This is a genomic window from Pantoea sp. RCC30.1 (assembly GCF_058148845.1).
The window spans coordinates 196,297-219,813 of the sequence record NZ_JBXUHX010000003.1 but is presented as its reverse complement, the minus strand read 5'-3'; the positions used below and the strand labels follow the sequence as shown (position 1 = coordinate 219,813).

The following is a 23,517-nucleotide window of genomic DNA, read 5'->3' as shown; positions in this document are numbered from 1 at the left end:
AATGTAGTAATCTCAACCTCAAACCGTTTTACTTTCACCCGTAAAAATTCACTCAGGATAGTTATGTCTAACAGTGCGATGAGTGTGGTGATCCTTGCTGCTGGCAAGGGCACCCGTATGTATTCCGATCTGCCTAAAGTTCTGCATACGCTGGCAGGCAAACCGATGGTTCAGCACGTCATTGATGCCGCCAAAGGGCTGGGCGCACAACAGGTGCATCTGGTTTACGGACACGGCGGCGATCGTCTGAAAGCGACCCTCACTGACTGCTCGCTTAACTGGGTGCTGCAGGCTGAACAGCTCGGCACCGGTCATGCGATGCAGCAGGCCGCGCCTGCCTTCGCCGATGATGAAGATATCATGATGCTCTATGGCGACGTGCCGCTGATCACGCAGGCGACATTACAGCGTCTGCGAGAAGCAAAACCGCAGGGCGGCATTGGCTTACTCACCGTGGTACTGGATGACCCTACCGGCTATGGCCGTATTGTGCGTGAGAACGACACTATCACTGGGATTATCGAACAGAAAGATGCCAGCCCGGCGCAGCTCACCATTAAAGAGATCAACACCGGCATCCTGATCGCCAACGGCGGCGATTTAAAACGCTGGCTTGCGCAGCTCACCAACAACAATGCGCAGGGTGAGTATTACATTACCGATATTATCGCGCTGGCGCATCAGGAAGGTCGGGTGATCAACGCGGTCCATCCTGACCGCATCAGTGAAACCGATGGCGTGAATAACCGGCTGCAGCTGGCGACATTAGAACGCACTTACCAGGCTGAACAGGCGGAAAAACTGCTGCTGGCCGGCGTGATGCTGCGCGATCCGGCGCGTTTTGACCTGCGTGGAACGCTGACGCATGGACGTGATGTTGAAATCGACACTAACGTCATTATTGAAGGTCAGGTCACGCTGGGCTCGCGCGTCAAAATTGGCGCGGGCTGCATCATCAAAAACAGCGTGATTGGCGATGATTGTGAAATCAGCCCCTATACGGTGATCGAGGATGCTAATCTCGCCACCGCCTGTACCGTCGGGCCATTTGCCCGTCTGCGTCCTGGCAGCGAGCTGGCGCAGGCCGCCCACGTGGGCAACTTCGTCGAAATGAAGAAAGCGCGTCTGGGTAAGGGATCGAAAGCGGGTCACCTCTCCTATCTCGGTGATGCGGAGATTGGCGACAACGTGAACATCGGTGCAGGCACTATCACCTGCAACTACGATGGCGCGAACAAATTCAAAACCGTGATTGGCGATGACGTATTTGTAGGTTCAGATACTCAACTGGTGGCCCCGGTCAGCGTCGCGGCAGGCACCACCATTGCGGCGGGCACGACCATCATGAAGGATGTGACCGAGGCCGGTCTGGTTTATAACCGTAAAGAACAGAATCACAAAGCGGACTGGCAGCGTCCGGTGAAGAAAAAATAATTTTTTTAACGGCCCGCTTTATGCGGGCCGATGCAGTGCAGTGCCAAAACTATAATCCCCACTCTCTACAAGGCTCGGGGAACCGGCAAAGCCGGATATCAGGTCGCATGACAACAGAAGTGGCGAAAAGCCATGTAGTCAGGAAAACATCATTATGTGTGGAATTGTTGGTGCAGTAGCACAACGCGATATCGCAGAAATTCTGCTGGAAGGTCTGCGTCGTCTTGAATATCGCGGATATGATTCGGCCGGTCTGGCCGTGGTCGATCGTCAGGGACACGTCACGCGCCTGCGGCGGTTAGGAAAAGTGCAGAAACTGGCGGCAGCCGCTGAACAGCAGCCGCTGATTGGTGGCACCGGCATTGCGCACACTCGCTGGGCAACTCATGGTGAGCCATCGGAAGCGAATGCGCATCCGCACATCTCAGAGCACATCATCATCGTGCACAACGGCATCATTGAAAACCATGAGCCGCTGCGTGCTGAGCTGATCGAGCGCGGTTACGTCTTTGCCTCTGAAACCGATACCGAAGTGGTAGCGCATCTGGTTCATTGGGAGCAGAGGCAGGGCGGTTCACTGCGTGAAGTGGTGCTGCGCGTGATTCCGCAGCTGCGCGGTGCCTATGGCATGGTGATCATGGACAGTCGCGATCCGTCACTGCTGGTGGCGGCCCGTTCCGGCAGCCCGCTGGTTATTGGCCGTGGGATGGGTGAAAACTTTATCGCCTCGGATCAGCTGGCTCTGCTGCCGGTGACCCGCCGGTTCATCTATCTGGAAGAGGGGGATATCGCCGAGATCAGTCGCCGTGATGTCACGATTATTGACCGTGAAGGCAACACCGTGACGCGTGCCGAGATCGAATCGAACCTGCAATATGATGCCGGTGACAAAGGTATTTACCGTCATTACATGCAGAAAGAGATTTACGAACAGCCGATGGCGCTGAAAAGCACCCTCAGCGGCCGGTTCAGCCAGGGGCAGGTTGACCTCAGCGAACTGGGCGCAGGCGCAGAAGCGCTACTGAGCCAGGTGGAGCATATCCAGATTATCGCCTGCGGTACCTCCTACAACTCCGGCATGGTGTCACGCTACTGGTTTGAGTCACTGGCCAATCTGCCCTGTGATGTGGAGATCGCCTCCGAGTTCCGTTATCGCAAGTCAGCCGTTCGCAAAAACAGCCTGCTGATCACCCTGTCGCAGTCGGGTGAAACGGCAGATACCCTGGCGGCGCTGCGTCTCTCTAAAGAGCTGGGCTACCTGGGCTCGCTGGCGGTCTGCAACGTAGCCGGTTCGTCACTGGTGCGGGAATCTGACCTGGCATTGATGACCAAAGCGGGCACCGAAATTGGCGTCGCCTCCACCAAAGCGTTCACCACCCAGTTAGCAGTACTGCTGATGCTGGTGGCGAAACTGGGCCGTCTGAAAGGGATGTCTGCCGATACTGAACATGAGATCGTTCATGCACTGCAGGCGTTGCCGAACCGGATTGAGCAGATGCTGGCGCAGGATAAGCTGATTGAGAATCTGGCAGAAGGCTTCTCTGACAAGCATCACGCGCTGTTCCTGGGGCGTGGCGATCAATATCCGATTGCCATGGAGGGGGCGCTGAAGCTCAAAGAGATCTCTTACATTCATGCGGAAGCCTATGCCGCAGGCGAGCTGAAACATGGCCCGCTGGCGCTGATTGATGCGGACATGCCGGTGATCGTGGTGGCACCTAACAACGAACTGCTGGAGAAGCTTAAATCCAACATCGAAGAGGTACGTGCACGCGGCGGCCTGCTCTATGTATTTGCGGATCAGGATGCGGGCTTCAGCGACAGTGACGGGATGAAGATCATCCCGTTGCCGCATGTCGAAGAGGTGATTGCGCCTATCTTCTACACTGTGCCGCTACAGTTACTCTCCTATCACGTCGCCCTGATCAAAGGGACCGACGTCGATCAGCCACGTAACCTGGCAAAATCGGTTACTGTGGAATAACCTGGTGGGCCCCGTCGCGGGCCCACTTTACTCTGGCTCTCTGTCATATAACTGTCATATTTCGTACATTTCACTGTCATCAAACTGTCCTATTTTCCCTCCTGCAGCAATCACAGATTCTTACTAAAACGGCCCCAGGCCTGACTTTTCTCCCCTGGAGGGAACATGACACTGATGCGTAGCACCGTAGCCCGAATCCTCGCCACCACCTTCGCCGTAAGCGCGGTATCTGCTTTTGCGGCCACCGATCTCACTGGCGCAGGCGGGACGTTCCCGGCGCCGGTTTATGCCAAGTGGGCAGCAGAATATCAGCAAGCCACCGGTAGCAAAATCAACTACCAGGGCATCGGTTCATCTGGCGGCGTTAAACAGATCATCGCCAAAACCGTTGATTTCGGTGCGTCCGATGCGCCAATGAAAGATGAAGATCTGCAGAAAAATGGCCTGTTCCAGTTCCCTACCGTCATCGGTGGCGTGGTACTGGCGGTTAACCTGCCAGGCATCAAGTCAGGCCAGCTGACGCTGGATGGCAAAACAGTCGGTGATATCTACCTCGGCACCATCAAAAAGTGGAACGACCCGGCGATCGCCAAACTTAACCCGGGCGTAAAACTGCCAGAGACCAACATCAACGTGGTGCGTCGCGCTGATGGTTCAGGCACCTCATTCGTCTTCACCAGCTATCTGGCGAAAGTGAACCAGGACTGGAACAGCAAAATTGGTAAAGGCAACACCGTTAACTGGCCAGTGGGCCTGGGCGGCAAAGGCAACGACGGCGTCGCCGCGTTTGTTCAGCGTCTGCCAGGTTCAATTGGCTACGTGGAATATGCCTACGCCAAACAGAACAACCTGACCTACACCAAACTGGTCGATGCCGATGGTAAAGCGGTCGCACCAAGCGAGACAAGCTTCAGTAATGCCGCGAAAGGCGCTGACTGGAGCAAATCGTTCGCACAGGATCTGACCTTCCAGAAGGGCGCTGATGCCTGGCCAATCTCCTCAACCACCTTCATTCTGATCTACAAAGATCAGGCGAATGCGGCCAAAGGCGCTGAAGTGCTGAAATTCTTCGACTGGGCTTATAAGAAAGGCAGCAAAACCGCCACTGCGCTGGATTATGCTGCGCTGCCAGAGAGCGTGACCGAGCAGATTCGCGCCGCCTGGAAAGCCAACATCAAAGACAGTTCTGGTAAAGCGCTTTATCAGTAATTGACCGACCCTGACCGGGCAGTGTTCCGGTCAGACCCAACGGGCGGCTCATGCCGCCCTGATAACTTCTGAAGACTGAGACTTCTATGGCTGCAACGAAGCCGGCATTCAAAGCCCCAGGTAAACAAGGTGACAAGATTTTTGGCGCGCTGGTCAGGCTGGCTGCGCTGATTGTGCTGTTACTGATGGGTGGCATTATTGTCTCCCTGATCATCTCCTCGTGGCCCAGCATCCAGAAGTTTGGTTTCGCCTTTTTGTGGACCAAAACCTGGGATGCGCCTAACGAACAATTTGGCGCACTGGTACCGATCTACGGCACCCTTGTGACCTCTACCATCGGCCTGATTATCGCCGTGCCAGTGAGTTTTGGTATCGCGCTGTTCCTGACCGAACTCTCACCCGCCTGGCTGCGTCGCCCACTGGGCACCGCCATTGAGCTGCTGGCGGCTATCCCGAGTATCGTTTACGGCATGTGGGGCCTGTTTGTTTTCGCGCCGCTGTTTGCCGAATATTTTCAGACCCCGGTTAACGACGTGATGTCAGGTATTCCGATTGTCGGCGAGCTCTTCTCTGGCCCCGCTTTTGGTATCGGTATTCTCGCGGCGGGGGTGATTCTGGCAATTATGATCATCCCGTATATCGCCTCGGTCATGCGCGACGTGTTTGAGCAGACCCCGGTAATGATGAAAGAGTCAGCCTACGGCATCGGCTGCACCACCTGGGAAGTGATCTGGCGCGTCGTACTGCCGTTTACTAAAAATGGCGTGATTGGCGGCGTAATGCTGGGACTGGGTCGTGCGCTGGGCGAGACCATGGCGGTGACCTTTATCATCGGCAACACCTACCAGCTCGACAGCCCGTCGCTGTTTATGCCGGGTAACAGCATCACCTCGGCGCTGGCCAACGAATTCGCTGAAGCGGAGTCGGGCGTTCATGTCGCCGCGCTGATGGAGCTGGGACTGATCCTGTTTGTGATTACCTTTATCGTGCTGGCGATTTCAAAGCTGATGATTATGCGACTGCAGAAAAGTGAAGGAGCGCGCTCATGACCACGATTGAAATTCAGGCGCGCGCCGAACTGGACGCATCACGCCGTAAAATGCAGTCCTGGCGCAGCACTAAAAATAAAATTGCGCTGTCGCTGTCGCTGCTGACCATGGCATTTGGCCTGTTCTGGCTGGTGTGGATCCTGTTCACCACCGTCACGCGCGGCGTAGATGGGCTTTCCTGGTCCCTGTTCACCGAATCAACGCCACCGCCGAATACCGCGGGCGGCGGTCTGGCGAATGCCCTGGCCGGCAGTGGATTACTGATTTTCTGGTCTACTTTCTTTGGCACACCACTGGGCATCATGGCGGGTATCTATCTGGCGGAGTATGGGCGCAAATCGGCCCTGTCAGAAGTGATCCGCTTTATTAACGACATTCTGCTTTCGGCACCCTCAATTGTGGTCGGCCTGTTCGTCTACACCCTGGTGGTAGCGAAGATGCAGCACTTCTCCGGCTGGGCCGGGGTGATTGCGCTGGCGCTGCTGCAGGTGCCAATTGTGATTCGTACCACCGAAAACATGCTGCGTCTGGTGCCAGACAGCATGCGTGAAGCGGCTTACGCGCTTGGCACGCCTAAGTGGAAGATGATCTCGGCCATCACCCTAAAAGCCTCGGTTTCCGGCATCATCACTGGCGTGCTGCTGGCGATTGCCCGCATTGCAGGTGAAACGGCCCCGCTGCTGTTTACGGCGCTGTCGAACCAGTTCTGGAGCACCGACATGATGCAGCCGCTGGCGAACCTGCCGGTCACCATCTTCAAGTTCGCCATGAGCCCGTTCGCCGAATGGCAGAGCCTGGCCTGGGCAGGTGTGCTGATTATTACTCTTTGCGTGCTGTTGCTGAACATTGTGGCGCGGGTGATTTTCGCCAAAGGTAAACACGGTTAACTTCCGGTGCGGCCCTGTGCGGCGCCGTAATAAGAGAGATGAATTATGAGTATCGCGACAGCATCAGCCGATAAAATTCAGGTCCGTAATCTGAACTTCTATTACGGCAAGTTTCATGCGCTGAAGAACATCAACCTGGATATCGCTAAGAATGAGGTCACCGCGTTTATCGGGCCCTCGGGCTGTGGTAAGTCGACCCTGCTGCGTACCTTCAATAAAATGTACTCACTCTATCCGGAGCAGCGGGCCGAAGGGGACATTCTGCTGGATGGCGAAAACATTCTGGCGACTCAGCAGGATATCGCGCTGCTGCGCGCCCGCGTCGGCATGGTGTTTCAGAAGCCGACGCCGTTCCCGATGTCGATCTATGACAATATCGCCTTTGGCGTGCGCCTGTTTGAAAAGCTGTCGCGTGCCGATATGGATGAGCGCGTACAGTGGGCGCTCACCAAAGCGGCGCTGTGGAATGAAACCAAAGACAAGCTGCATCAGAGCGGTTACAGTCTCTCCGGCGGCCAGCAGCAGCGTCTGTGCATTGCACGCGGTATCGCAATTCGCCCGGAAGTGTTGCTGCTGGATGAGCCCTGCTCCGCGCTGGATCCCATCTCTACCGGCCGTATTGAAGAGCTGATCACCGAGCTGAAGCAGGATTACACCGTGGTGATCGTGACGCACAATATGCAGCAGGCAGCACGCTGCTCTGACCATACCGCTTTCATGTATCTGGGCGAACTGATTGAGTTCAGCGACACCGACACGCTGTTCACCAAGCCAGCGCAGAAGCAAACTGAAGACTACATTACTGGCCGTTACGGCTGATCTGACAGGAGATCGACATGGATAATCTGAATCTGAATAAGCACATCTCCGGTCAGTTCAATGCCGAGCTGGAGCATATCCGTACCCAGGTGATGATCATGGGTGGCATGGTCGAGCAGCAGCTGACCGATGCCATTACCGCGATGCATAATCTGGATGGCGAACTGGCGCAGCGGGTGATCGACGGCGACCAGAAGGTCAATATGATGGAAGTGGAGATTGATGAAGCCTGCGTGCGCATCATCGCCAAACGTCAGCCGACCGCGATCGATTTGCGACTGGTGATGGCGATCATCAAAACCATTTCCGAGCTGGAGCGCATTGGCGACGTGGCGGAGAAAATCAGCCGCACGGCGCTTGAGAAGTTTGGTCAGCAGCATCTTCCGCTGCTGGTGAGTCTCGAGTCGCTGGGTCGTCACACCGTGCAGATGCTGCATGATGTGCTGGACGCCTTTGCCCGCATGGATCTCAATGAAGCGATCACTATCTACCGTGAAGATAAAAAGGTGGATAAAGAGTACGAAGGCATTGTGCGTCAGCTGATGACCTACATGATGGAAGATCCTCGCACGATTCCCAGCGTGCTGACGGCGCTGTTCTGCGCTCGCGCCATTGAGCGCATCGGCGATCGTTGCCAGAACATCTGCGAAATCATCTTCTATTTCGTCAAAGGTCAGGATTTCCGTCACGTTGGCGGTGACCGTCTCGATGAATTACTGTCGGGCGACGACGGCAGCAACAAACCTTCCTGATAAACCTCATCTCTGCGCCTGATCGGCGCAGGGATAAGCCTTTTCAATTGGTCACATCCTGAACTCTCTTTATAATTGCGGCACTTTACTCTCTGAGGTGCGCAATGATGTCCCCTTTTCCCCAATCTAAGCCGGGTGTAACGCCGGGCAAAGCGATGCTGGCTGCGGTCAGCGGTTATGCCATGGATGGATTTGACCTGCTGATACTTGGCTTTATGTTGCCGGCTATTAGTGTTTCGCTGGCGCTCAATCCATCACAGGCGGGATCGCTGGTGACCTGGACGCTGATTGGCGCAGTCATCGGTGGCATCGTCTTTGGTCATCTCAGCGACCGTTATGGCCGCATCCGCATGCTGACCGTCACGATTCTGGTCTTCTCGGTTTTTACCGGCCTGTGCGCGGTGGCGCAGGGCTACTGGGATCTGCTCGCCTGGCGAACGCTGGCGGGTGTGGGGCTGGGTGGTGAATTTGGTATTGGCATGGCGCTAATTGCTGAAGCCTGGCCCGCAGAGAAGCGTAATCGCGCATCAGCCTGGGTCGGTATCGGCTGGCAGCTGGGGGTGCTGATGGCAGCCTTTATCACGCCACCGCTGCTGAATATCATCGGCTGGCGCGGCATGTTTCTGGTCGGTTTGTTGCCTGCGCTGGTCTCGTTCGTCATTCGTCGCGGGATGGGCGAACCGGAGGCATATCAGCGGCAGGTTAAACATGTGCCGTCACTCTCGTTTCCGGCACGCCTGAAGCTACTGGTGCGCGATCGCGCTACCGCTAAAGCCAGTCTCGGTATTTTTATTCTCTGTTCAGTGCAGAACTTCGGTTACTACGGGCTGATGATCTGGATGCCGAGCTACCTCTCTTCCAGCTTTGGCTTCAGCCTGACGAAGTCGGGCCTCTGGACCGCAGTAACGGTGGTGGGGATGACCTTTGGCATCTGGCTGTTTGGCGTGCTGGCCGACCGCTTTGCGCGCTGGAAAATCTTCCTGCTCTATCAGTTTGGCGCTGTGGTGATGGTGGTGGTGTATGCACAGCTGCGCGACCCGAATATCATGCTGTTTACCGGCGCGATCATGGGGATGTTTGTTAACGGCATGATTGGCGGCTACGGTGCGCTGATTTCCGATACCTTCCCGCCGCAAGTGCGTGCCACCGCGCAAAACGTCCTGTTCAACCTGGGTCGTGGCGTGGGCGGCTTTGGCCCGGTAGTGATTGGTCTGCTGGCGAGCCAGTTCTCATTCACGGCAGCAATTACCCTGCTGGCGCTGATTTATCTGCTGGATATTGCGGCGACGCTGTTCCTGCTGCCGAAGAAGCAGAGTCAGGAAGATACGCTGGGCGCCATTGGCTGATGCTGCTTTGAGAGTGACGCTGGGATGCGTGTGATCCCAGCGATTACGGATGCGTGATCGTTGTCACCGGTGAAGCAGAACGGCAGGCAAAACGGTTAATTTTGCCTGCCGTCCTCTTTACTTCATCAGCGGCAGGAGCTGCTGGTACAGGTTCGCGAAGGTCTCGCGACGCGACTGGTAATGTGCCAGCCTGCCCGGATCCGGCTGATGTCGCTGCACCAGAACCGGCGTCGGCACGGTAACTGCAGGATACAACGCCTGCTGCGCCAGCCTTGCGGCCCCCAGTGCCGGACCAACCTCACCGCCGTGGCAATAATCCAGCGTCTGGCCACTGATATCCGCCAGCATCTGACGCCACAGCGCGCTGCGTGCGCCGCCACCGATCAGCATAATGCTCTCTGGCTGGACGCCACAGTCATGCAGCACGTCCATGCCCTCCGCCAGCGCAAACCCTACGCCTTCCAGCACCGCTCTCGCCAGTTCGGGACGGCCATGCTGGTGGGTAAAGCCAAAGAAAGCGCCCCGGGCATTGGGGTTGTTATGCGGCGTGCGTTCACCGGAAAGATAGGGCATAAACCATAACCCGGGCACGTCATCGCCGCGCGCACGATCCGCTTCAGCCAGCAGCTCAGGGACATCTTTGCAACCGGTCAGCGTTGCTGCCCAGTCGAGACAGGAGGCCGCGCTGAGCATCACCGACATCAGATGCCAGCGCTGCGGTAACGCATGACAGAAACTGTGCACCGCGCGTTCCGGATTGCTGAGATAGCCGTCGCTCACCACGAAATAGACGCCCGACGTCCCCAGCGAGAGCATTCCCTGTCCTGGTTCGGTCATGCCAACGCCAATCGCACCCGCAGCATTGTCGCCACCACCCGCGGCCAGCGGCACCGCATTCATCTTCCAGCGTGCGGCCAGTTCGGTATGTAAAGTGCCGGTCAGGGCATTGCCTTCATAGAGTTGCGGCATTTGATCGCGGCTGAGATCACAGGCTTGCAGCATCACATCGCTCCAGTCGCGCTGCGCCACATCCAGCCACATTGTGCCTGCGGCATCTGACATATCGGTGGCGAAGTCACCACTCAATCGCCAGCGCAGATAATCCTTGGGCAACAGCACGTGAGCAATCTGACTGAAGATGGCCGGTTCATGCTGCTGCACCCACAGCAGCTTGGGGGCCGTAAAGCCGGGCATCATCAGGTTGCCGGTAATCGAACGTGAATCCGGCACCTTCTGTTCCAGCTCACGGCACTGCGCCTCGCTGCGTCCGTCATTCCAGAGCATGGCAGGACGTAATACCTGGTTAGCGCTGTCGAGCAGCGTCGCACCATGCATCTGTCCGCTCAGCCCGATGGCCTGCACCGCGCGCAGGTCCTGCTGCGCGCTCAGCGCCTGCATGGTCAAATCCAGCGCCTGCCACCAGCTTTCGGGATCCTGCTCGCTCCACAAGGGCTGTGGACGCGACACCTGCAGTGGCGACGTCTCTGTCGCCACCACGTTGCCCTGTGCATCCATCAGCACCACTTTGACGCCAGAGGTCCCTAAATCGATCCCGATAAACATGCTCTGCTCCTGAAGGGTTAGAAATCAAACAGGTAGTGATTCACCAGATTTTCCAGCTGCTCCTGACGTCCGCTCTGATGCTTCGGATTGAGCTGCTGCTGCTGAGCATGCGCCGCAAGGGCTTCCAGTGAAAACTCACCTTTCAAAATTTGCTGGCCGAACTCACCATTCCAGCCGCTGTAGCGCTGTGCCACACGCTTATCGAGTTCACCATCACTGATCATGCGAGCCGCTACTTTCAGCGCCAGCGCCATGGTGTCCATCGCGCCAATGTGACCGTAGAAGAGATCATATTTATCCGTGCTCTGACGACGCACTTTGGCATCAAAGTTTAAGCCGCCGGTGGTAAAGCCGCCTGCCTTGAGGATTTCGTACATTACCAGCGCATTCTCTTCCACGCTGACCGGGAACTGATCGGTATCCCAGCCGCACTGCGGATCGCCGCGGTTGGCATCCACGGAACCGAAAATACCCAGTGCAATGGCCGTCGCTATTTCATGATGGAAAGAGTGACCAGCCAGCGTGGCGTGGTTCGCCTCAACGTTAACCTTGACCTCTTTCTCCAGACCGAACTGTTTCAGGAAGCCATAAACTGTCGCGACATCATAGTCATACTGATGTTTGGTCGGCTCCTGCGGTTTCGGTTCGATCAGCAGCGTTCCCTGGAAGCCAATTTTGTGTTTGTGTTCGACCACCATCTGCATAAAGCGGCCAATCTGCTCGCGCTCCTGGCGCAGATCGGTGTTCAGCAGGGTTTCATAACCTTCGCGTCCGCCCCACAACACATAGTTTTCGCCGCCCAGGGTTTTGGTCGCCTGCATTGCGCTGCACACCTGCGTCGCTGCCCAGGCAAAGACTTCCGGATTGGGATTGGTCGCAGCGCCAGCACCGTAGCGCGGATGAGTGAAGCAGTTGGCCGTGCCCCACAGCAGTTTCACGCCAGTTTCCTGCTGTTTCTCCAGCAGTTTATCAGTCATGGCGGCTAAGTTTTCTTTGTAGCTGTGTAGCGAATCGCCTTCTGGTGAGACATCAACGTCATGGAAGCAGTACCACGGCACATTCAGCTTGTGGAAAAACTCAAAGGCCACATCCGCTTTCAGTTTTGCCTGCTGCAGCGCATCCCCGCTTTTCTGCCACGGACGATCAAAAGCGCCGACACCAAACATATCCGCGCCATTCCAGCAGAAGGTGTGCCAGTAACAGGCAGCAAAGCGCAGATGTTCCGCCATGGTCTTGCCGAGGATCACCTCATCAGGGTTGTAGTGGCGGAAAGCGAGAGGATGAGTCGACTGGGTGCCTTCATAACGAACCCGATCGATCTGATCGAAATAAGCGTGCATGGTTTGCTCCTTAGCATCAGTACCCGAATGGTCTGCGTTGAAGCAATATTCAATATGGGCTGCTGCGTCATCTCAATTACGATATTTCATTCCGGGTATCCGATAATTATTATTTGTGCGCTGGCTCGCAAAATAATGTTATTTGCAGGGTCATTTATCATTATCACTCTCTTGTCCTAAAAAGATGAAACCTCGATCGCGCTCATAAAAAATGAAATAAACCAAAAAACGTAATAGCCGGATAAAAATCAGTAATTGCTGTAACCGGAAAAGAAGGGCAACAATTCATCCGCCTGGTTTATAGGCCTGAAACGACAATAGCCTCAACCTACAGGATAATCCCAATGAAGATGAAACATGCACTGTTAGCCGCCTGCGCAGCGCTGGCGCTGTTCAGCCAGACCAGCGTGGCAAAAGAAGTGAAGATCGGCATGGCGATTGACGATTTGCGCCTCGAGCGCTGGCAGAAAGACCGCGATATTTTCGTTAAACAGGCGGAAACGCTGGGCGCTAAAGTGTTTGTTCAGTCTGCAAACGGCAACGAAGAGACCCAGATGTCGCAGATTGAAAATATGATCAACCGCGGTGTCGATGTGCTGGTGATTATTCCCTACAACGGTCAGGTATTGAGTAACGTTGTCGCTGAAGCAAAACGGGAAGGCATTAAAGTACTGGCCTATGACAGAATGATAAATAACGCTGATATCGATTTTTATATCTCTTTCGATAATGAAAAAGTGGGCGAGTTGCAGGCTGAAAGCATTGTGAAACAGGTGCCTAAGGGCAACTATTTTTTAATGGGCGGATCGCCTGTGGATAATAATGCCCGCCTGTTCCGCGCCGGACAGATGAAAGTGCTAAAACCTTATATCGATAATGGCAGCATTAAAATTGTCGGCGATCAGTGGGTCGACGCCTGGCTGCCAGAAAATGCCCTGAAAATTATGGAAAACGCGCTGACTGCTAACAGTAACCATATCGATGCAGTCGTAGCCTCTAACGATGCCACCGCAGGCGGCGCGATTCAGGCACTGAGCGCGCAGGGGCTGGCCGGAAAAGTGGCGATCTCCGGACAGGATGCCGATCTGGCCGCGATTAAACGTATCAAAGCGGGCACGCAGACCATGACGGTTTACAAACCGATCACCGAGCTGGCCACTGAAGCGGCGAAAATTGCGGTTGAGCTTGGCGATGGCAAAATGCCTGCCAGCAACAGCAAACTGAATAATGGCCTGAAAGATGTGCCGTCCCGACTGCTGAAGCCGATTCCGGTCAACAAAGACAATATCGAAAGCACCGTGGTGAAAGACGGTTTCCACAAACAGAGCGAACTCTGACCGCGCATAGCGTGAGGGAGAACAGTCGATGCTGCTGGAAATGAAAAACATCACCAAGCGTTTCGGTGCTGTGAAGGCGCTGAATGATGTCAGCCTGCAACTTGAGGCGGGCGAAGTGATGTCGCTGTGCGGTGAGAATGGATCGGGCAAATCGACGCTGATGAAAATCCTGTGCGGACTCTATCCGCACGGCGATTTTGAGGGGCAGATTCACTTCTCTGGCGACGACATTCAGGCGCAGACCATTCGCGATACTGAGCGTAAAGGCATTGTTATTATCCATCAGGAGCTGGCGCTGGTGCGGCAACTGACGGTGATGGAGAACATCTTCCTCGGTGCCGAACTGAGCCGTTTCGGCATGGTGGATGATGAAACCATGACCCTGCGCTGCCAGCAACTGCTGGCGCGGGTCGGGCTGAATGTCTCTCCCGCAACCCGCGTGGGTGAGTTAGGCCTGGGCCAGCAGCAGCTGGTGGAGATTGCCCGCGCCCTTAACAAACAGGTCCGGCTGCTGATTCTGGATGAGCCGACCTCTTCCCTGACGGAGCAGGAGACGGATGTGCTGCTTGGCATCATCCGTAATCTGCGTGAACACGGTATCGCCTGCATCTACATCTCGCACAAGCTGAATGAGGTTAAGGCGATCTCTGACACCATCTGCGTGATCCGTGACGGCCAGCATATTGCGACCCGTCCGGCGGCGGGCCTGAGCGAAGATGACATCATCACCATGATGGTAGGACGCGAGCTGACCGCGCTTTATCCCCACGCGCCGCATCAGATTGGCGATGTGATACTCAAAGTGGAGAACCTCACCGCCTGGCATCCGGTTAACCGCCACATCCGCCGCGTCAACAATGTCTCATTCACGCTCAGACGCGGTGAAATCCTTGGCATTGCCGGGCTGGTGGGCGCAGGCAGGACCGAAACGGTGCAGTGTCTGTTTGGCGTCTGGCCAGGACGCTGGCAGGGCGATATCTGGATCAATGAAAAACAGGTCAATATTACCGATTGTCGCGCCGCCATTGCGCACGGCATTGCTATGGTGCCGGAAGATCGCAAAAAGGATGGCATCGTGCCGCTGATGGCGGTGGGCAAAAACATTACCCTGGCGGCGCTGGACCAATTCAGCCACCGACTCTCTACGCTGGATGAAGCGCAGGAGCAGCAGGCGATCAACGACGCAATTAGCCGACTGCGGGTGAAAACCTCCTCATCGGAGCTGCCAATTGGCCGCTTAAGCGGCGGCAACCAGCAGAAAGCGATCCTGGCGAAGTGTCTGCTGCTCAATCCAAAAATCCTGATCCTGGATGAACCGACACGCGGCATCGATGTGGGCGCCCGTCAGGAGATCTACCTGCTGATCAATGCGCTGGTTCAGCAGGGTATCGCGGTGATTGTGATTTCATCTGAGCTGCCGGAAGTGCTGGGCCTGAGCGATCGGGTGCTGGTGATGCATGAAGGGCAGATCAAAGCTGATTTGATTAACGATAACCTGACTCAGGAGCAGGTGATGGAAGCTGCCCTGCGGAGTGAACATTATGCTTAAAAGTGAAAGTACCCAAAGCCGCCTCTCCGGCACGCCGGGCAAACCGTCACCGGGCAGGTTCACGCTGCCTAATCTGCAGGTTCTGGTGATGCTGGGCGCGATAGTGCTGATTGCGCTGTTCTTTACCTGGACCACCGACGGCTCGTGGCTCAGCGCGCGTAACGTCTCCAACCTGCTGCGCCAGACCGCCATCACCGGCATTCTGGCGGTCGGCATGGTGTTCGTGATTATCTCGGCGGAGATCGATCTGTCAGTGGGTTCTATGATGGGCCTGCTGGGTGGCGCGGCGGCGATTTTCGACGTCTGGCTCGGCTGGCCGCTGCCGCTGACCATCGTGGTGACGCTGGTGATGGGGCTGCTGCTCGGTACCTGGAATGGCTGGTGGGTGGCGTACCGCAAAGTGCCATCGTTTATCGTGACGCTGGCGGGAATGCTGGCATTTCGTGGCATTCTGGTCGGGATTACGGATGGCACCACGGTTGCCCCGATCACGCCGGGCATGTCGCAGATTGGACAGAGTTATCTGCCCGGCGGCGTCGGTTTCGGCTTTGGCGTTGCCGGTCTGGCGCTGTTTACACTGTGGCAATGGCGACTGCGCCTGCGTCGTCAGCAGCTCGGGCTGCCGCAGGGCGCTGCCAGCAGCACCGTGGGACGTCAGGCGATTACCGCAATCTTAGTGCTCGGTGCCATCTGGTTGCTCAACGATTATCGCGGCGTGCCGACCCCGGTGTTACTGCTGGCAGTTCTGTTGCTGGCGGGCATGTTTATGGCAACCCGGACCGCATTTGGCCGTCGTATCTATGCTATCGGCGGCAACATTGACGCTGCCCGACTGTCTGGCATTAACGTGGCGCGTACCAAGCTGGCGGTATTTGCCATCAACGGCGTGATGGTAGCGATTGCCGGACTGATCCTCAGTTCGCGGCTGGGTGCAGGTTCGCCGTCGGCGGGAAATATTGCGGAACTCGATGCTATCGCCGCCTGCGTAATTGGCGGCACCAGCCTGGCGGGCGGCGTGGGTTCGGTTGCGGGCGCGGTAATGGGAGCCTTTATCATGGCCTCGCTGGATAACGGCATGAGCATGATGGATGTGCCGACTTTCTGGCAGTACATCGTCAAAGGCGCGATTCTGCTGCTGGCGGTGTGGATGGATACCGCAACGCGGCGTCGGGTGTAATCGCGTGGGCGATCACATTGTGGCGCAAACAATTTTTTTGCCCCTTTCAGCCGTGTTATGCAATGCGCTGAGGATTTAAGGGAACGCACCACCATGCATGATAAACGTTATCGCATTACGCTGTTGTTTAACGCCAACAAAGTGTATGACCGTCAGGTTGTGGAGGGCGTCGGTGAGTATTTACAGGCGTCGCAGACTGACTGGGATATCTTCATTGAAGAAGATTTCCGCTGCCGCATCGACAACATCCGCGAGTGGCTGGGCGATGGGGTGATCGCCGATTACGACGATCGCTCTATCGAAACCCTGCTGTCGAATGTTTCTGTCCCGATTGTCGGCGTTGGCGGCTCTTACCATCGGCAGGAAGATTATCCTCCGGTGCATTACATCGCCACTGACAACGCCGCGCTGGTGGAGAAAGCCTTTCTGCACCTTAAAGAGAAGGGCATCAACCGCTTTGCTTTTTATGGTTTACCCGCTTCCAGCGGCAAGCGCTGGGCGCAGGAGCGGGAACAGGCGTTCCGCCAGCTGGTGGGGCGTGAACGTTACCAGGGCGTGGTTTATCAGGGCATGGAAACCGCGCCGGAAAACTGGCAGCACGCCCAGAACCGACTCGCCGACTGGCTACAGACGCTGCCGCCGCAAACCGGCATCATCGCTGTGACTGATTCGCGGGCGCGACATCTGCTTCAAGCCTGTGAGCATCTGAAAATACCGGTGCCGGAGAAGCTTACGGTGATCGGGATTGATAATGAGGAGCTGACCCGCTATCTGTCACGCGTGGCGCTCTCGTCCGTGGCGCAGGGTTCACGACAGATGGGTTATCAGGCAGCCAAACTGCTGCATCGGCTGCTGGATAACCAGCCCCTGCCGCTTCAGCGCATTCTGGTGCCGCCGGTAAAAGTTATCGCCCGACGCTCTACCGACTTCCGCTCGCTACGCGATCCGGCGGTGATTCAGGCGATGCACTACATCCGCTTTAACGCCTGTAAAGGGATTAAAGTGGAGCAGGTGCTGGATGCTGTCGGGCTGTCGCGATCTAATCTGGAAAAACGTTTTCGGGATGAGACCGGCGACACCATTCATGCGATGATCCACCGCGAAAAACTGGAAAAAGCTCGGGAACTGCTGGCTTCTTCATCGCTTAACATCAACGAGATCTCGCAGATGTGCGGCTATCCTTCGCTGCAGTACTTCTATTCGGTGTTCCGCAAAAGCTACGACACCACACCAAAAGAGTATCGCCAGCATTTTGGGGAGAATTTGTTGTAGGGGAACAGGTTGAGTCTGGCGTGAAGTGAGACCGTATGAAAACCGTGCGGCCTGCGCTGCTAGATTATCCTCTGCTCACTCTGCTCCAGCACTGCCAGCGCCAGCCCGTTAGCCGGGTCAATCCGGTTTTCCGGGAAGTGCAGCTGGGTATGCGCGGCGGTAAAGCCCAGCGCGTTACCGTGTGCGGTCTCACGCACCGCTTTGCAGAAGGCCTCACTGACGCTCCACGGACAATCAATGATGATGGTGGCGGGATTGAGCAGCAGCATAATCTGACTCAGCGCCGCACCCAGATAGCCACCCGCCTGCGCTATCACCTCATCTACTACACGTGGCGCGCTGTCGCGGTTCTGCCAGCTCAGGCCCGGTTGACGCTGCGCCAGTTGCTGTTTAACCGCAGGCTGGCTGACCAGCACTTCAAGGCAACCCCGGCGGCCGCAGCTGCAACGCGGTCCTTCGGGCTGGACAACCAGATGTCCCGCTTCACCCGCCGTCCAGCTGTGCCCGGTAAACACTTCGCCATGCTGTACCAGAGCGCCGCCAATCCCCTCGGAAATACGCAGATAAAAGTGACCGCTCTCCACCGATAATCCATGCTGCTCTACAGCCAGTAACGCAGCGGCTTTAACATTGTTCATAATGCGAATGGGCAGACGAACGTGTTTGCGTAGTGCGCTCAGCAGGTCAACATCCTGCCATTCAAGCGGCAATGAAATGTGCATCCAGCCGCGCCGGGGATCGACGATGCCGGGGAAGCCCAGGCCAATGCCGAGCAAATCGGGATAGTGCTCTATCAGTTCCCGGCACAGCATGGCCAGCTCAGCCAGCAGTCGCGTCGGGTTACTGGTATCAGTGCGCAGCGTTGCTTCAGCCAGCACCTGGGAAAAGTAGTCGCAGACCCGCCAGTGGATGACGTTACGTTCCACCATGATGCCTGCGCTCTTGAGCTTTTCCGGTCGCAGGGTAATGCCGATTTTGGGCCGTCCTGCGGCCGCCACGCTAACCGGCCCCAGCTCCTCTATCAGCCCCTGTTCGAGCAGGTCATCAATGATTAATGAGACGGTGTTTTTACTGAGTACCAGCGCCTCCGCCAGATCCTGACGCGATGTCACGCGCAGTTTACGCAGCTGAGTCATCACCCGTTTCTGGTTATTCATTCGCAGTAGTGCAGGGCCTTTGCCGTTTGTTTTCATCACGGGTTCACTCAACAGAGGAGTAAGAATTGAGTGTATCAGCCCATGCGGATTCTTCATCCCGCACTTTGCGTGCTGTTTCACACAACCGGATCGCCTGTGGCTGAGATCGTGACTGCGATCGGTTTTAACGTCTTTTTTTCTGCCGGTTCGCTACAGCAAGCCGTGCGCCCGCTGGCGCGGGATTAGTATTCGTCGCCGCGCACCCGACTGCGATAGCTTTCCCAGTCGAAACGCACCCACAGGCTGTTGCCGAGGCGCATACGGTCCATGACGCGTTCGCCCAGCAGCGCATTCATGCCCGCATGGTCGAGGTTGGATAACATGCCGGTCGGGCGTTTTGACGAAGAACGGCGATCGACAATCTGGTTGATGATCACTTTTTCGTAGCGTGATTCGCTCTGCATACCGATCTCATCAATCACCAGCAGATCAACGCTGCTGAGGTCCTGAATCAGTCGCTCTTCGGTAATGCCGCTGCTGCCGCTGAAAGTGCCCTTCATGCTCGACATCAGATCGGCGACCGTCACGATCAGCACGCTTTTACCGCGCAGGATCAGGTCATTGCCAATCGCGGCGGCCAGATGGTTTTTACCGGTGCCAGGACGGCCTGAAAAAACAAAGCTGGCGATGCTGCCATCAAACTCGGCAGCGTACTGACGTGCCAGCTCAAGCGCTTTGCGCTGTCCCTCGTTCTCTACCCGGTAATTATCAAATGAGCAGTTCATGTGCAGCTCGCGAATGCCGGAACGGCCCATCACGCGCTGCATTTTCATTGCGCGGTTCTCACGCACAATCGCCTCTGAACGCAGGCGACCCTGCTCCTGATTCCACGCCAGCAGCTCTTCGCCATTGGCAAATTTTGGACGGGTGCCCGCAGGCATCATTCTTTTCAGACGGTTAAAGAGATCATCTGGCGTTTTCATCATTCACCTCGGAAACCATCGGGAATGGTACGGTCAGGATCAGGCAACTGCGTGATATCACGCTTCGGTTGCCCGCCGTTTGCGGCGCGGTTCATCTGAATGCTGCGCGCCAGCTTCTGTTGCCACTGCACATGATGGAACATCCGGCCTTCCGCTTGCCAGTAGGCCACAAAGGCCGCCAGCTCGCTGGACGTCACCGGTTCACTCAGCGCCACGCCCCAGATGGCGGCCTGACGCGTAAAGTCGGCGTCCGGCTGCCAGCCCTGATACATGGCGAACTTGCCTGCCGGCGTGTGGATCGCGGCGGGCGCGTCGTCATACAGGCTGTCATCCAGCGCCACATCATTTGGCTGCCGGGTGGCGGCTTCCAGCGCCAGCAACTCAGCCAGACGCTTAGGTGTAATGGCGTACATCACCGGCGCATAATTATCTAACACCGCCAGCGTGCCCTTTTCCGCCTGCTGCAGGGCAGTCAGCGGATCCTGTCGGAAGGCATCCAGGCCAATGAGCGTTGAAGTTAAGATTTTAGCTGACATGAAAAGACCTGAGGTTAACGAACACCTTGCGTCGGGAACCCGTCGCCGACGCAGAAGTGTTTATTGTACCTGTTTTAAGGGTGCGGATCGCTTAAAAAGCAAGAGTGCAGATCAGTGCGATGTGACCGGAGAGGCGTTGTGGCGGGCCGGTGCTGACTCGGTGGCGCGCACGCTGACAGCGGCAGCGGCTGGACGGGTCTGCCATAAATAGCGCAGCGAAGCGAGCCAGCAGAGGCTGTATCCCAAAAGCTCGGTGCCCTCTTCGGCCATGTTTTTCACCACGCGGTTGTAGTCCCCCAGCATCAGATGCTGCCACAGCGCATGAACACCAAATAGTCGGGAGAAGACCAGCACCACTAAAAAGCCGGAGGCCATCACCGGCCAGCTTCGGTGTTGCAGCAGGTTAGCCAGCGCATGCAGGGTTTTCTTCGGTGTTCGCAGCGCAACGGCCAGCGAACCCGCCGTGACCGCCAGTGCAAACCAGACCCAGCTACCGTGCTGGATGGTATCAAACACGAAGTCGAGCTCGCGTATCAGCATGCAGCTGTAAAAGCCAGCCACTAAGGTCAGCGCACCGCGCTGAGCCGGACGGCGTTGAGCCGCAATGAAAAACAGGGCGGCGATCATCGCCAGCATGCATTCCTGGGTGGTTTCAGTAAAAGAGGTTTCGTGGAGTGCGTCGTTCATCCAGGCCACATCAATGTAGACAGGGACGATAGTCAAAGCGAGAACCAGGGCTGCCAGAATGAAGACCGCGATTTCGCGGCCAATAATTGTCAAATCGTTGCGCATAGTGTTACCAGTATAATGATTAGCGGACTCATTATATTTCAAGCGCGCAACATCCTTTCTCATTTGATGCCCCAGTTAGAAACTGGCGCTGAAGCCAAAGGTATAAAGTTGCTGATCCTGATTATTCAGCGCTTCGCTTTGTGAAAATGAAGCAAAAGCCGCCAGATTATTGTTCAACGGCATCTGTGCACCGATGCTCACATCAATGCCGTTGGATTGATCGGTGCCGTTCGTCGTTTCATGCCGGGGATTCTGCGGCGAATCTGCCATCAGATAGTGATAACTCAGCTGCGCCCAGGGCGATATCCATCCCTGTTGCGAATCAATGCGCCAGCCGACGCTGGCGCTCTGCTCCCGGCTCTGCTGATCGCTGTAGTCACATTGCAGACAGTTCATCTGCTGCGGATCGACTGCATACTGTGCCACGGGTCCGGTGGTCAATGAAGGGGCAATGGGCAGGTCAACGCCAGCCCGATAGCGTTTTCCCAGCGGCGTAGTGCCTACGCTGCCGGTTTCACTGTGCAGGGCAATGGGGGATGCGGTAGGCGAATTGATGGCGGCTTCAAACAGGGCGCGGCTCTCATCGCTGAAGGCGAGTGGGGTCAGGGCGATCTTCTCCGCCAGGATCGTGTCGTAGTCGGGAAGAAACTCAGGATGTTGAGGCGCAGAGGCGCCACCGCGGGCAAAAGTCGGTTGCGTAAAGATTAAAAGGCATACAGCACAGCAGGTCCACAGACCTTTCCAACCGCTTCTCGGCAACATCGCTTCTCCGGGCAAAACTGAAGTTATTATCCGGCGTCTGAATTAACTTTTCGGCCCGTCTCTGTTATTTAACCGGTGATCGTTTAACTATCAACCCATTAATTCTAAGATCAAGCGGACCGCTAAAATATTCTCGATATTTAAGGAACAGAGCGATGCAACGATGTGGTTGGGTAACGCAGGATCCCCTCTATCTGGCTTATCACGACAGGGAATGGGGAGTGGCGCAGCGGGACAAGCGCGCGCTGTTTGAGATGCTCTGTCTGGAAGGACAGCAGGCGGGATTATCCTGGATCACCGTGCTGAAAAAGCGGGAAAACTATCGTGCGGCGTTTCACCAGTTTGATCCGCAGGCCATAGCATTGATGGATGCTGCAGATATCGACACGCTGATGCTCAACAGCGGCATTATCCGCCACGCCGGTAAAATCGCCGCCATTATCGCTAATGCCCGCGCTTATCTGGAGATGGAAGCGAAAGGCGAGGATTTCAGCCACTTCGTCTGGCAATTTGTCGATAACGCACAAATCGTAAACCATTATCCCGACTACAGCCAGGCACCCACCACCACAGAGCAGGCTATTGCGCTCTCGAAGGCGCTCAGGCAGCGTGGTTTCAAATTCATCGGTCCTACAATTTGCTACTCGTTTATGCAGGCCTGCGGACTGATAAACGATCATCAGAGCAACTGTTTTTGCCATCCTGACAATCAAAAGGCGTAATTGCCGTTAAATCAGGATTTTTCCTCACTACATCCGCAGCCATCAGGCGGCATAATCGTGCCACTTATGGGAAAGGTTTTCCCCTGTGTGTGGAATGTAAGGGAACAAAAATGCAGAAGAAATTAATCGCCATCACCTTGTTATTAAGCGGCAGTCTGGCCCTGCCAGGTTGTACTACCAATCCTTACACCGGCGAATCTCAGGCGGGTAAGTCAGGCGTGGGCGCGGGCCTGGGTGCATTAGTGGGTGCCGGTGTCGGCGTGCTCTCATCGTCGAAGAAAGATCGTCGTAAAGGCGCGCTGATTGGTGCCGCTGGCGGTGCTGCACTGGGCGGTGGCGTGGGCTACTACATGGATGTTCAGGAAGCGAAACTGCGCGACAAAATGCGCGGTACTGGCGTCAGCGTGACCCGTAATGGCGATAACATCGTCCTGAATATGCCAAACAATGTCACCTTTGACTCCAGCAGCAGCAATCTGAAACCTGCCGGCGCGAACACTCTGACCGGTGTTGGAATGGTGCTGAAAGAGTATCCAAAAACGGCTGTAAACGTAGTGGGTTACACCGACAGCACCGGCAGCCGCGCGCTGAATATGCGTCTGTCACAGCAGCGTGCTGAAAGCGTCGCCAGCGCGTTGATCGTGCAGGGTGTTGCCAGCGACCGCCTGCGTACGCAGGGTGCAGGTCCGGACAACCCGGTTGCCACTAACAGCACCGAAGCAGGCAAAGCACAAAATCGTCGTGTTGAGATCACGCTCAGCCCGCTGGGATAATCGCGGGCGCCCCCGTCCGGGGGGCGCTTTTTTCTGTAAAGCATCGCGCTAGAAGTATCAGTAATGTTTCTGCTAATAGAGCCAGCAGAGGCTTT

General features: G+C 56.1%; 21 protein-coding genes. 14 read left to right on the top strand and 7 right to left on the bottom strand.

Annotated elements, in window-relative coordinates; genetic code table 11:
* Positions 1-63 precede the first annotated feature (63 nt).
* The 8 genes from glmU (at position 64) to AC2LB6_RS05020 (ending at position 9,480) form a co-directional block, all read left to right on the top strand.
* Entirely contained in the window at positions 64-1,434 is a 1,371-nt protein-coding gene (glmU, locus tag AC2LB6_RS05055; RefSeq protein WP_490092690.1) for a bifunctional UDP-N-acetylglucosamine diphosphorylase/glucosamine-1-phosphate N-acetyltransferase GlmU, read from the top strand.
* Between the two features lie 154 nt (positions 1,435-1,588).
* Positions 1,589-3,418, top strand: coding sequence for a glutamine--fructose-6-phosphate transaminase (isomerizing) (gene glmS / locus AC2LB6_RS05050; RefSeq protein WP_490092689.1), 1,830 nt, complete (start codon positions 1,589-1,591; stop codon positions 3,416-3,418).
* Positions 3,419-3,583: 165 nt separating this feature from the next.
* On the top strand, positions 3,584-4,627 hold the full coding sequence (gene pstS, locus AC2LB6_RS05045) for a phosphate ABC transporter substrate-binding protein PstS (RefSeq protein WP_490092688.1): 1,044 nt from the start codon (positions 3,584-3,586) through the stop codon (positions 4,625-4,627).
* Positions 4,628-4,713: 86 nt separating this feature from the next.
* Positions 4,714-5,676 carry a phosphate ABC transporter permease PstC gene (gene pstC / locus AC2LB6_RS05040; protein ID WP_490092687.1) on the top strand — a complete coding sequence of 321 codons (963 nt, stop codon included), beginning with the start codon at positions 4,714-4,716 and terminating at the stop codon, positions 5,674-5,676.
* Entirely contained in the window at positions 5,673-6,563 is an 891-nt protein-coding gene (gene pstA / locus AC2LB6_RS05035) for a phosphate ABC transporter permease PstA (RefSeq protein ID WP_090966628.1), read from the top strand. The genes pstC and pstA overlap by 4 nt, the downstream gene beginning before the upstream one ends.
* A gap of 45 nt (positions 6,564-6,608) precedes the next feature.
* Entirely contained in the window at positions 6,609-7,382 is a 774-nt protein-coding gene (gene pstB, locus AC2LB6_RS05030; RefSeq protein WP_003849550.1) for a phosphate ABC transporter ATP-binding protein PstB, read from the top strand.
* Positions 7,383-7,399: 17 nt separating this feature from the next.
* Positions 7,400-8,134: a phosphate signaling complex protein PhoU gene (gene phoU / locus AC2LB6_RS05025; protein ID WP_003849553.1), complete on the top strand. Its 735-nt coding sequence runs from the start codon at positions 7,400-7,402 to the stop codon at positions 8,132-8,134.
* A gap of 104 nt (positions 8,135-8,238) precedes the next feature.
* Complete coding sequence (locus tag AC2LB6_RS05020; RefSeq protein ID WP_490092686.1) at positions 8,239-9,480, top strand: MFS transporter; 1,242 nt, start codon at positions 8,239-8,241, stop codon at positions 9,478-9,480.
* 117 nt (positions 9,481-9,597) lie between these two features.
* Here the strand turns inward: AC2LB6_RS05020 and xylB are convergent, their stop codons facing one another.
* Positions 9,598-11,043, bottom strand: a complete 1,446-nt coding sequence (xylB, locus tag AC2LB6_RS05015; RefSeq protein WP_490092685.1) for a xylulokinase — start codon at positions 11,041-11,043, stop codon at positions 9,598-9,600.
* Between the two features lie 17 nt (positions 11,044-11,060).
* Positions 11,061-12,383 carry a xylose isomerase gene (gene xylA, locus AC2LB6_RS05010; RefSeq protein ID WP_490092684.1) on the bottom strand — a complete coding sequence of 441 codons (1,323 nt, stop codon included), beginning with the start codon at positions 12,381-12,383 and terminating at the stop codon, positions 11,061-11,063.
* A 344-nt stretch (positions 12,384-12,727) separates the two neighbouring features.
* Here xylA and xylF point away from each other — a divergent pair, with 344 nt between their 5' ends.
* The 4 genes from xylF to xylR all read left to right on the top strand — a co-directional run bounded on the left by xylF (position 12,728) and on the right by xylR (position 17,718).
* Positions 12,728-13,720 (top strand): D-xylose ABC transporter substrate-binding protein, encoded by a 993-nt coding sequence (gene xylF, locus AC2LB6_RS05005; RefSeq protein WP_490092683.1) that lies wholly within the window; start codon positions 12,728-12,730, stop codon positions 13,718-13,720.
* A gap of 28 nt (positions 13,721-13,748) precedes the next feature.
* Entirely contained in the window at positions 13,749-15,269 is a 1,521-nt protein-coding gene (locus tag AC2LB6_RS05000) for a xylose ABC transporter ATP-binding protein (protein WP_490092682.1), read from the top strand.
* The gene (gene xylH / locus AC2LB6_RS04995) at positions 15,262-16,446 is read left to right on the top strand and encodes a xylose ABC transporter permease XylH (protein ID WP_490092681.1); all 1,185 of its coding nucleotides are present in this window, start codon (positions 15,262-15,264) and stop codon (positions 16,444-16,446) included. The genes AC2LB6_RS05000 and xylH overlap by 8 nt, the downstream gene beginning before the upstream one ends.
* 93 nt (positions 16,447-16,539) lie before the next feature.
* Positions 16,540-17,718 carry a D-xylose utilization transcriptional activator XylR gene (xylR, locus tag AC2LB6_RS04990; RefSeq protein ID WP_490092680.1) on the top strand — a complete coding sequence of 393 codons (1,179 nt, stop codon included), beginning with the start codon at positions 16,540-16,542 and terminating at the stop codon, positions 17,716-17,718.
* Positions 17,719-17,777: 59 nt separating this feature from the next.
* On the opposite strand, the gene AC2LB6_RS04985 is transcribed toward xylR, so the two are convergent.
* From AC2LB6_RS04985 to AC2LB6_RS04965, 5 genes are all read right to left on the bottom strand, one after another.
* Positions 17,778-18,911 carry an ROK family protein gene (locus tag AC2LB6_RS04985; protein ID WP_490092706.1) on the bottom strand — a complete coding sequence of 378 codons (1,134 nt, stop codon included), beginning with the start codon at positions 18,909-18,911 and terminating at the stop codon, positions 17,778-17,780.
* Positions 18,912-19,096: 185 nt separating this feature from the next.
* Complete coding sequence (gene dnaC / locus AC2LB6_RS04980; RefSeq protein WP_033734618.1) at positions 19,097-19,837, bottom strand: replicative helicase loader DnaC; 741 nt, start codon at positions 19,835-19,837, stop codon at positions 19,097-19,099.
* On the bottom strand, positions 19,837-20,373 hold the full coding sequence (dnaT, locus tag AC2LB6_RS04975) for a primosomal protein DnaT (protein WP_490092679.1): 537 nt from the start codon (positions 20,371-20,373) through the stop codon (positions 19,837-19,839). Before dnaT ends, dnaC begins: the two co-directional genes overlap by 1 nt.
* Positions 20,374-20,484: 111 nt before the next feature.
* Entirely contained in the window at positions 20,485-21,165 is a 681-nt protein-coding gene (locus AC2LB6_RS04970; protein ID WP_490092678.1) for a hypothetical protein, read from the bottom strand.
* Positions 21,166-21,240: 75 nt separating this feature from the next.
* Positions 21,241-21,927 (bottom strand): autotransporter, encoded by a 687-nt coding sequence (locus tag AC2LB6_RS04965; protein ID WP_490092677.1) that lies wholly within the window; start codon positions 21,925-21,927, stop codon positions 21,241-21,243.
* A gap of 155 nt (positions 21,928-22,082) precedes the next feature.
* Between AC2LB6_RS04965 and AC2LB6_RS04960 the strand changes: the two genes are divergently transcribed.
* Together AC2LB6_RS04960 and AC2LB6_RS04955 are read left to right on the top strand one after the other, a co-directional pair.
* Positions 22,083-22,649, top strand: a complete 567-nt coding sequence (locus AC2LB6_RS04960; protein WP_490092676.1) for a DNA-3-methyladenine glycosylase I — start codon at positions 22,083-22,085, stop codon at positions 22,647-22,649.
* Positions 22,650-22,759: 110 nt separating this feature from the next.
* Positions 22,760-23,422, top strand: coding sequence for an OmpA family lipoprotein (locus AC2LB6_RS04955; RefSeq protein WP_490092675.1), 663 nt, complete (start codon positions 22,760-22,762; stop codon positions 23,420-23,422).
* Positions 23,423-23,517 lie beyond the last annotated feature (95 nt).

Bases quoted from the DNA above. Each gene is read 5' to 3' on its own strand.
- glmS (WP_490092689.1), top strand. From the start codon at position 1,589: ATGTGTGGAATTGTTGGTGCAGTAGCACAACGCGATATCGCAGAAATT.
- xylA (WP_490092684.1), bottom strand. From the start codon at position 12,383: ATGCACGCTTATTTCGATCAGATCGATCGGGTTCGTTATGAAGGCACC.
- AC2LB6_RS05020 (WP_490092686.1), top strand. From the start codon at position 8,239: ATGATGTCCCCTTTTCCCCAATCTAAGCCGGGTGTAACGCCGGGCAAA.
- pstB (WP_003849550.1), top strand. From the start codon at position 6,609: ATGAGTATCGCGACAGCATCAGCCGATAAAATTCAGGTCCGTAATCTG.
- pstC (WP_490092687.1), top strand. From the start codon at position 4,714: ATGGCTGCAACGAAGCCGGCATTCAAAGCCCCAGGTAAACAAGGTGAC.
- xylB (WP_490092685.1), bottom strand. From the start codon at position 11,043: ATGTTTATCGGGATCGATTTAGGGACCTCTGGCGTCAAAGTGGTGCTG.
- pstA (WP_090966628.1), top strand. From the start codon at position 5,673: ATGACCACGATTGAAATTCAGGCGCGCGCCGAACTGGACGCATCACGC.
- xylH (WP_490092681.1), top strand. From the start codon at position 15,262: ATGCTTAAAAGTGAAAGTACCCAAAGCCGCCTCTCCGGCACGCCGGGC.
- xylF (WP_490092683.1), top strand. From the start codon at position 12,728: ATGAAGATGAAACATGCACTGTTAGCCGCCTGCGCAGCGCTGGCGCTG.
- dnaT (WP_490092679.1), bottom strand. From the start codon at position 20,373: ATGTCAGCTAAAATCTTAACTTCAACGCTCATTGGCCTGGATGCCTTC.
- AC2LB6_RS05000 (WP_490092682.1), top strand. From the start codon at position 13,749: ATGCTGCTGGAAATGAAAAACATCACCAAGCGTTTCGGTGCTGTGAAG.
- AC2LB6_RS04955 (WP_490092675.1), top strand. From the start codon at position 22,760: ATGCAGAAGAAATTAATCGCCATCACCTTGTTATTAAGCGGCAGTCTG.
- xylR (WP_490092680.1), top strand. From the start codon at position 16,540: ATGCATGATAAACGTTATCGCATTACGCTGTTGTTTAACGCCAACAAA.
- AC2LB6_RS04965 (WP_490092677.1), bottom strand. From the start codon at position 21,927: ATGTTGCCGAGAAGCGGTTGGAAAGGTCTGTGGACCTGCTGTGCTGTA.
- dnaC (WP_033734618.1), bottom strand. From the start codon at position 19,837: ATGAAAACGCCAGATGATCTCTTTAACCGTCTGAAAAGAATGATGCCT.
- AC2LB6_RS04960 (WP_490092676.1), top strand. From the start codon at position 22,083: ATGCAACGATGTGGTTGGGTAACGCAGGATCCCCTCTATCTGGCTTAT.
- pstS (WP_490092688.1), top strand. From the start codon at position 3,584: ATGACACTGATGCGTAGCACCGTAGCCCGAATCCTCGCCACCACCTTC.
- AC2LB6_RS04970 (WP_490092678.1), bottom strand. From the start codon at position 21,165: ATGCGCAACGATTTGACAATTATTGGCCGCGAAATCGCGGTCTTCATT.
- AC2LB6_RS04985 (WP_490092706.1), bottom strand. From the start codon at position 18,911: ATGAAAACAAACGGCAAAGGCCCTGCACTACTGCGAATGAATAACCAG.
- glmU (WP_490092690.1), top strand. From the start codon at position 64: ATGTCTAACAGTGCGATGAGTGTGGTGATCCTTGCTGCTGGCAAGGGC.
- phoU (WP_003849553.1), top strand. From the start codon at position 7,400: ATGGATAATCTGAATCTGAATAAGCACATCTCCGGTCAGTTCAATGCC.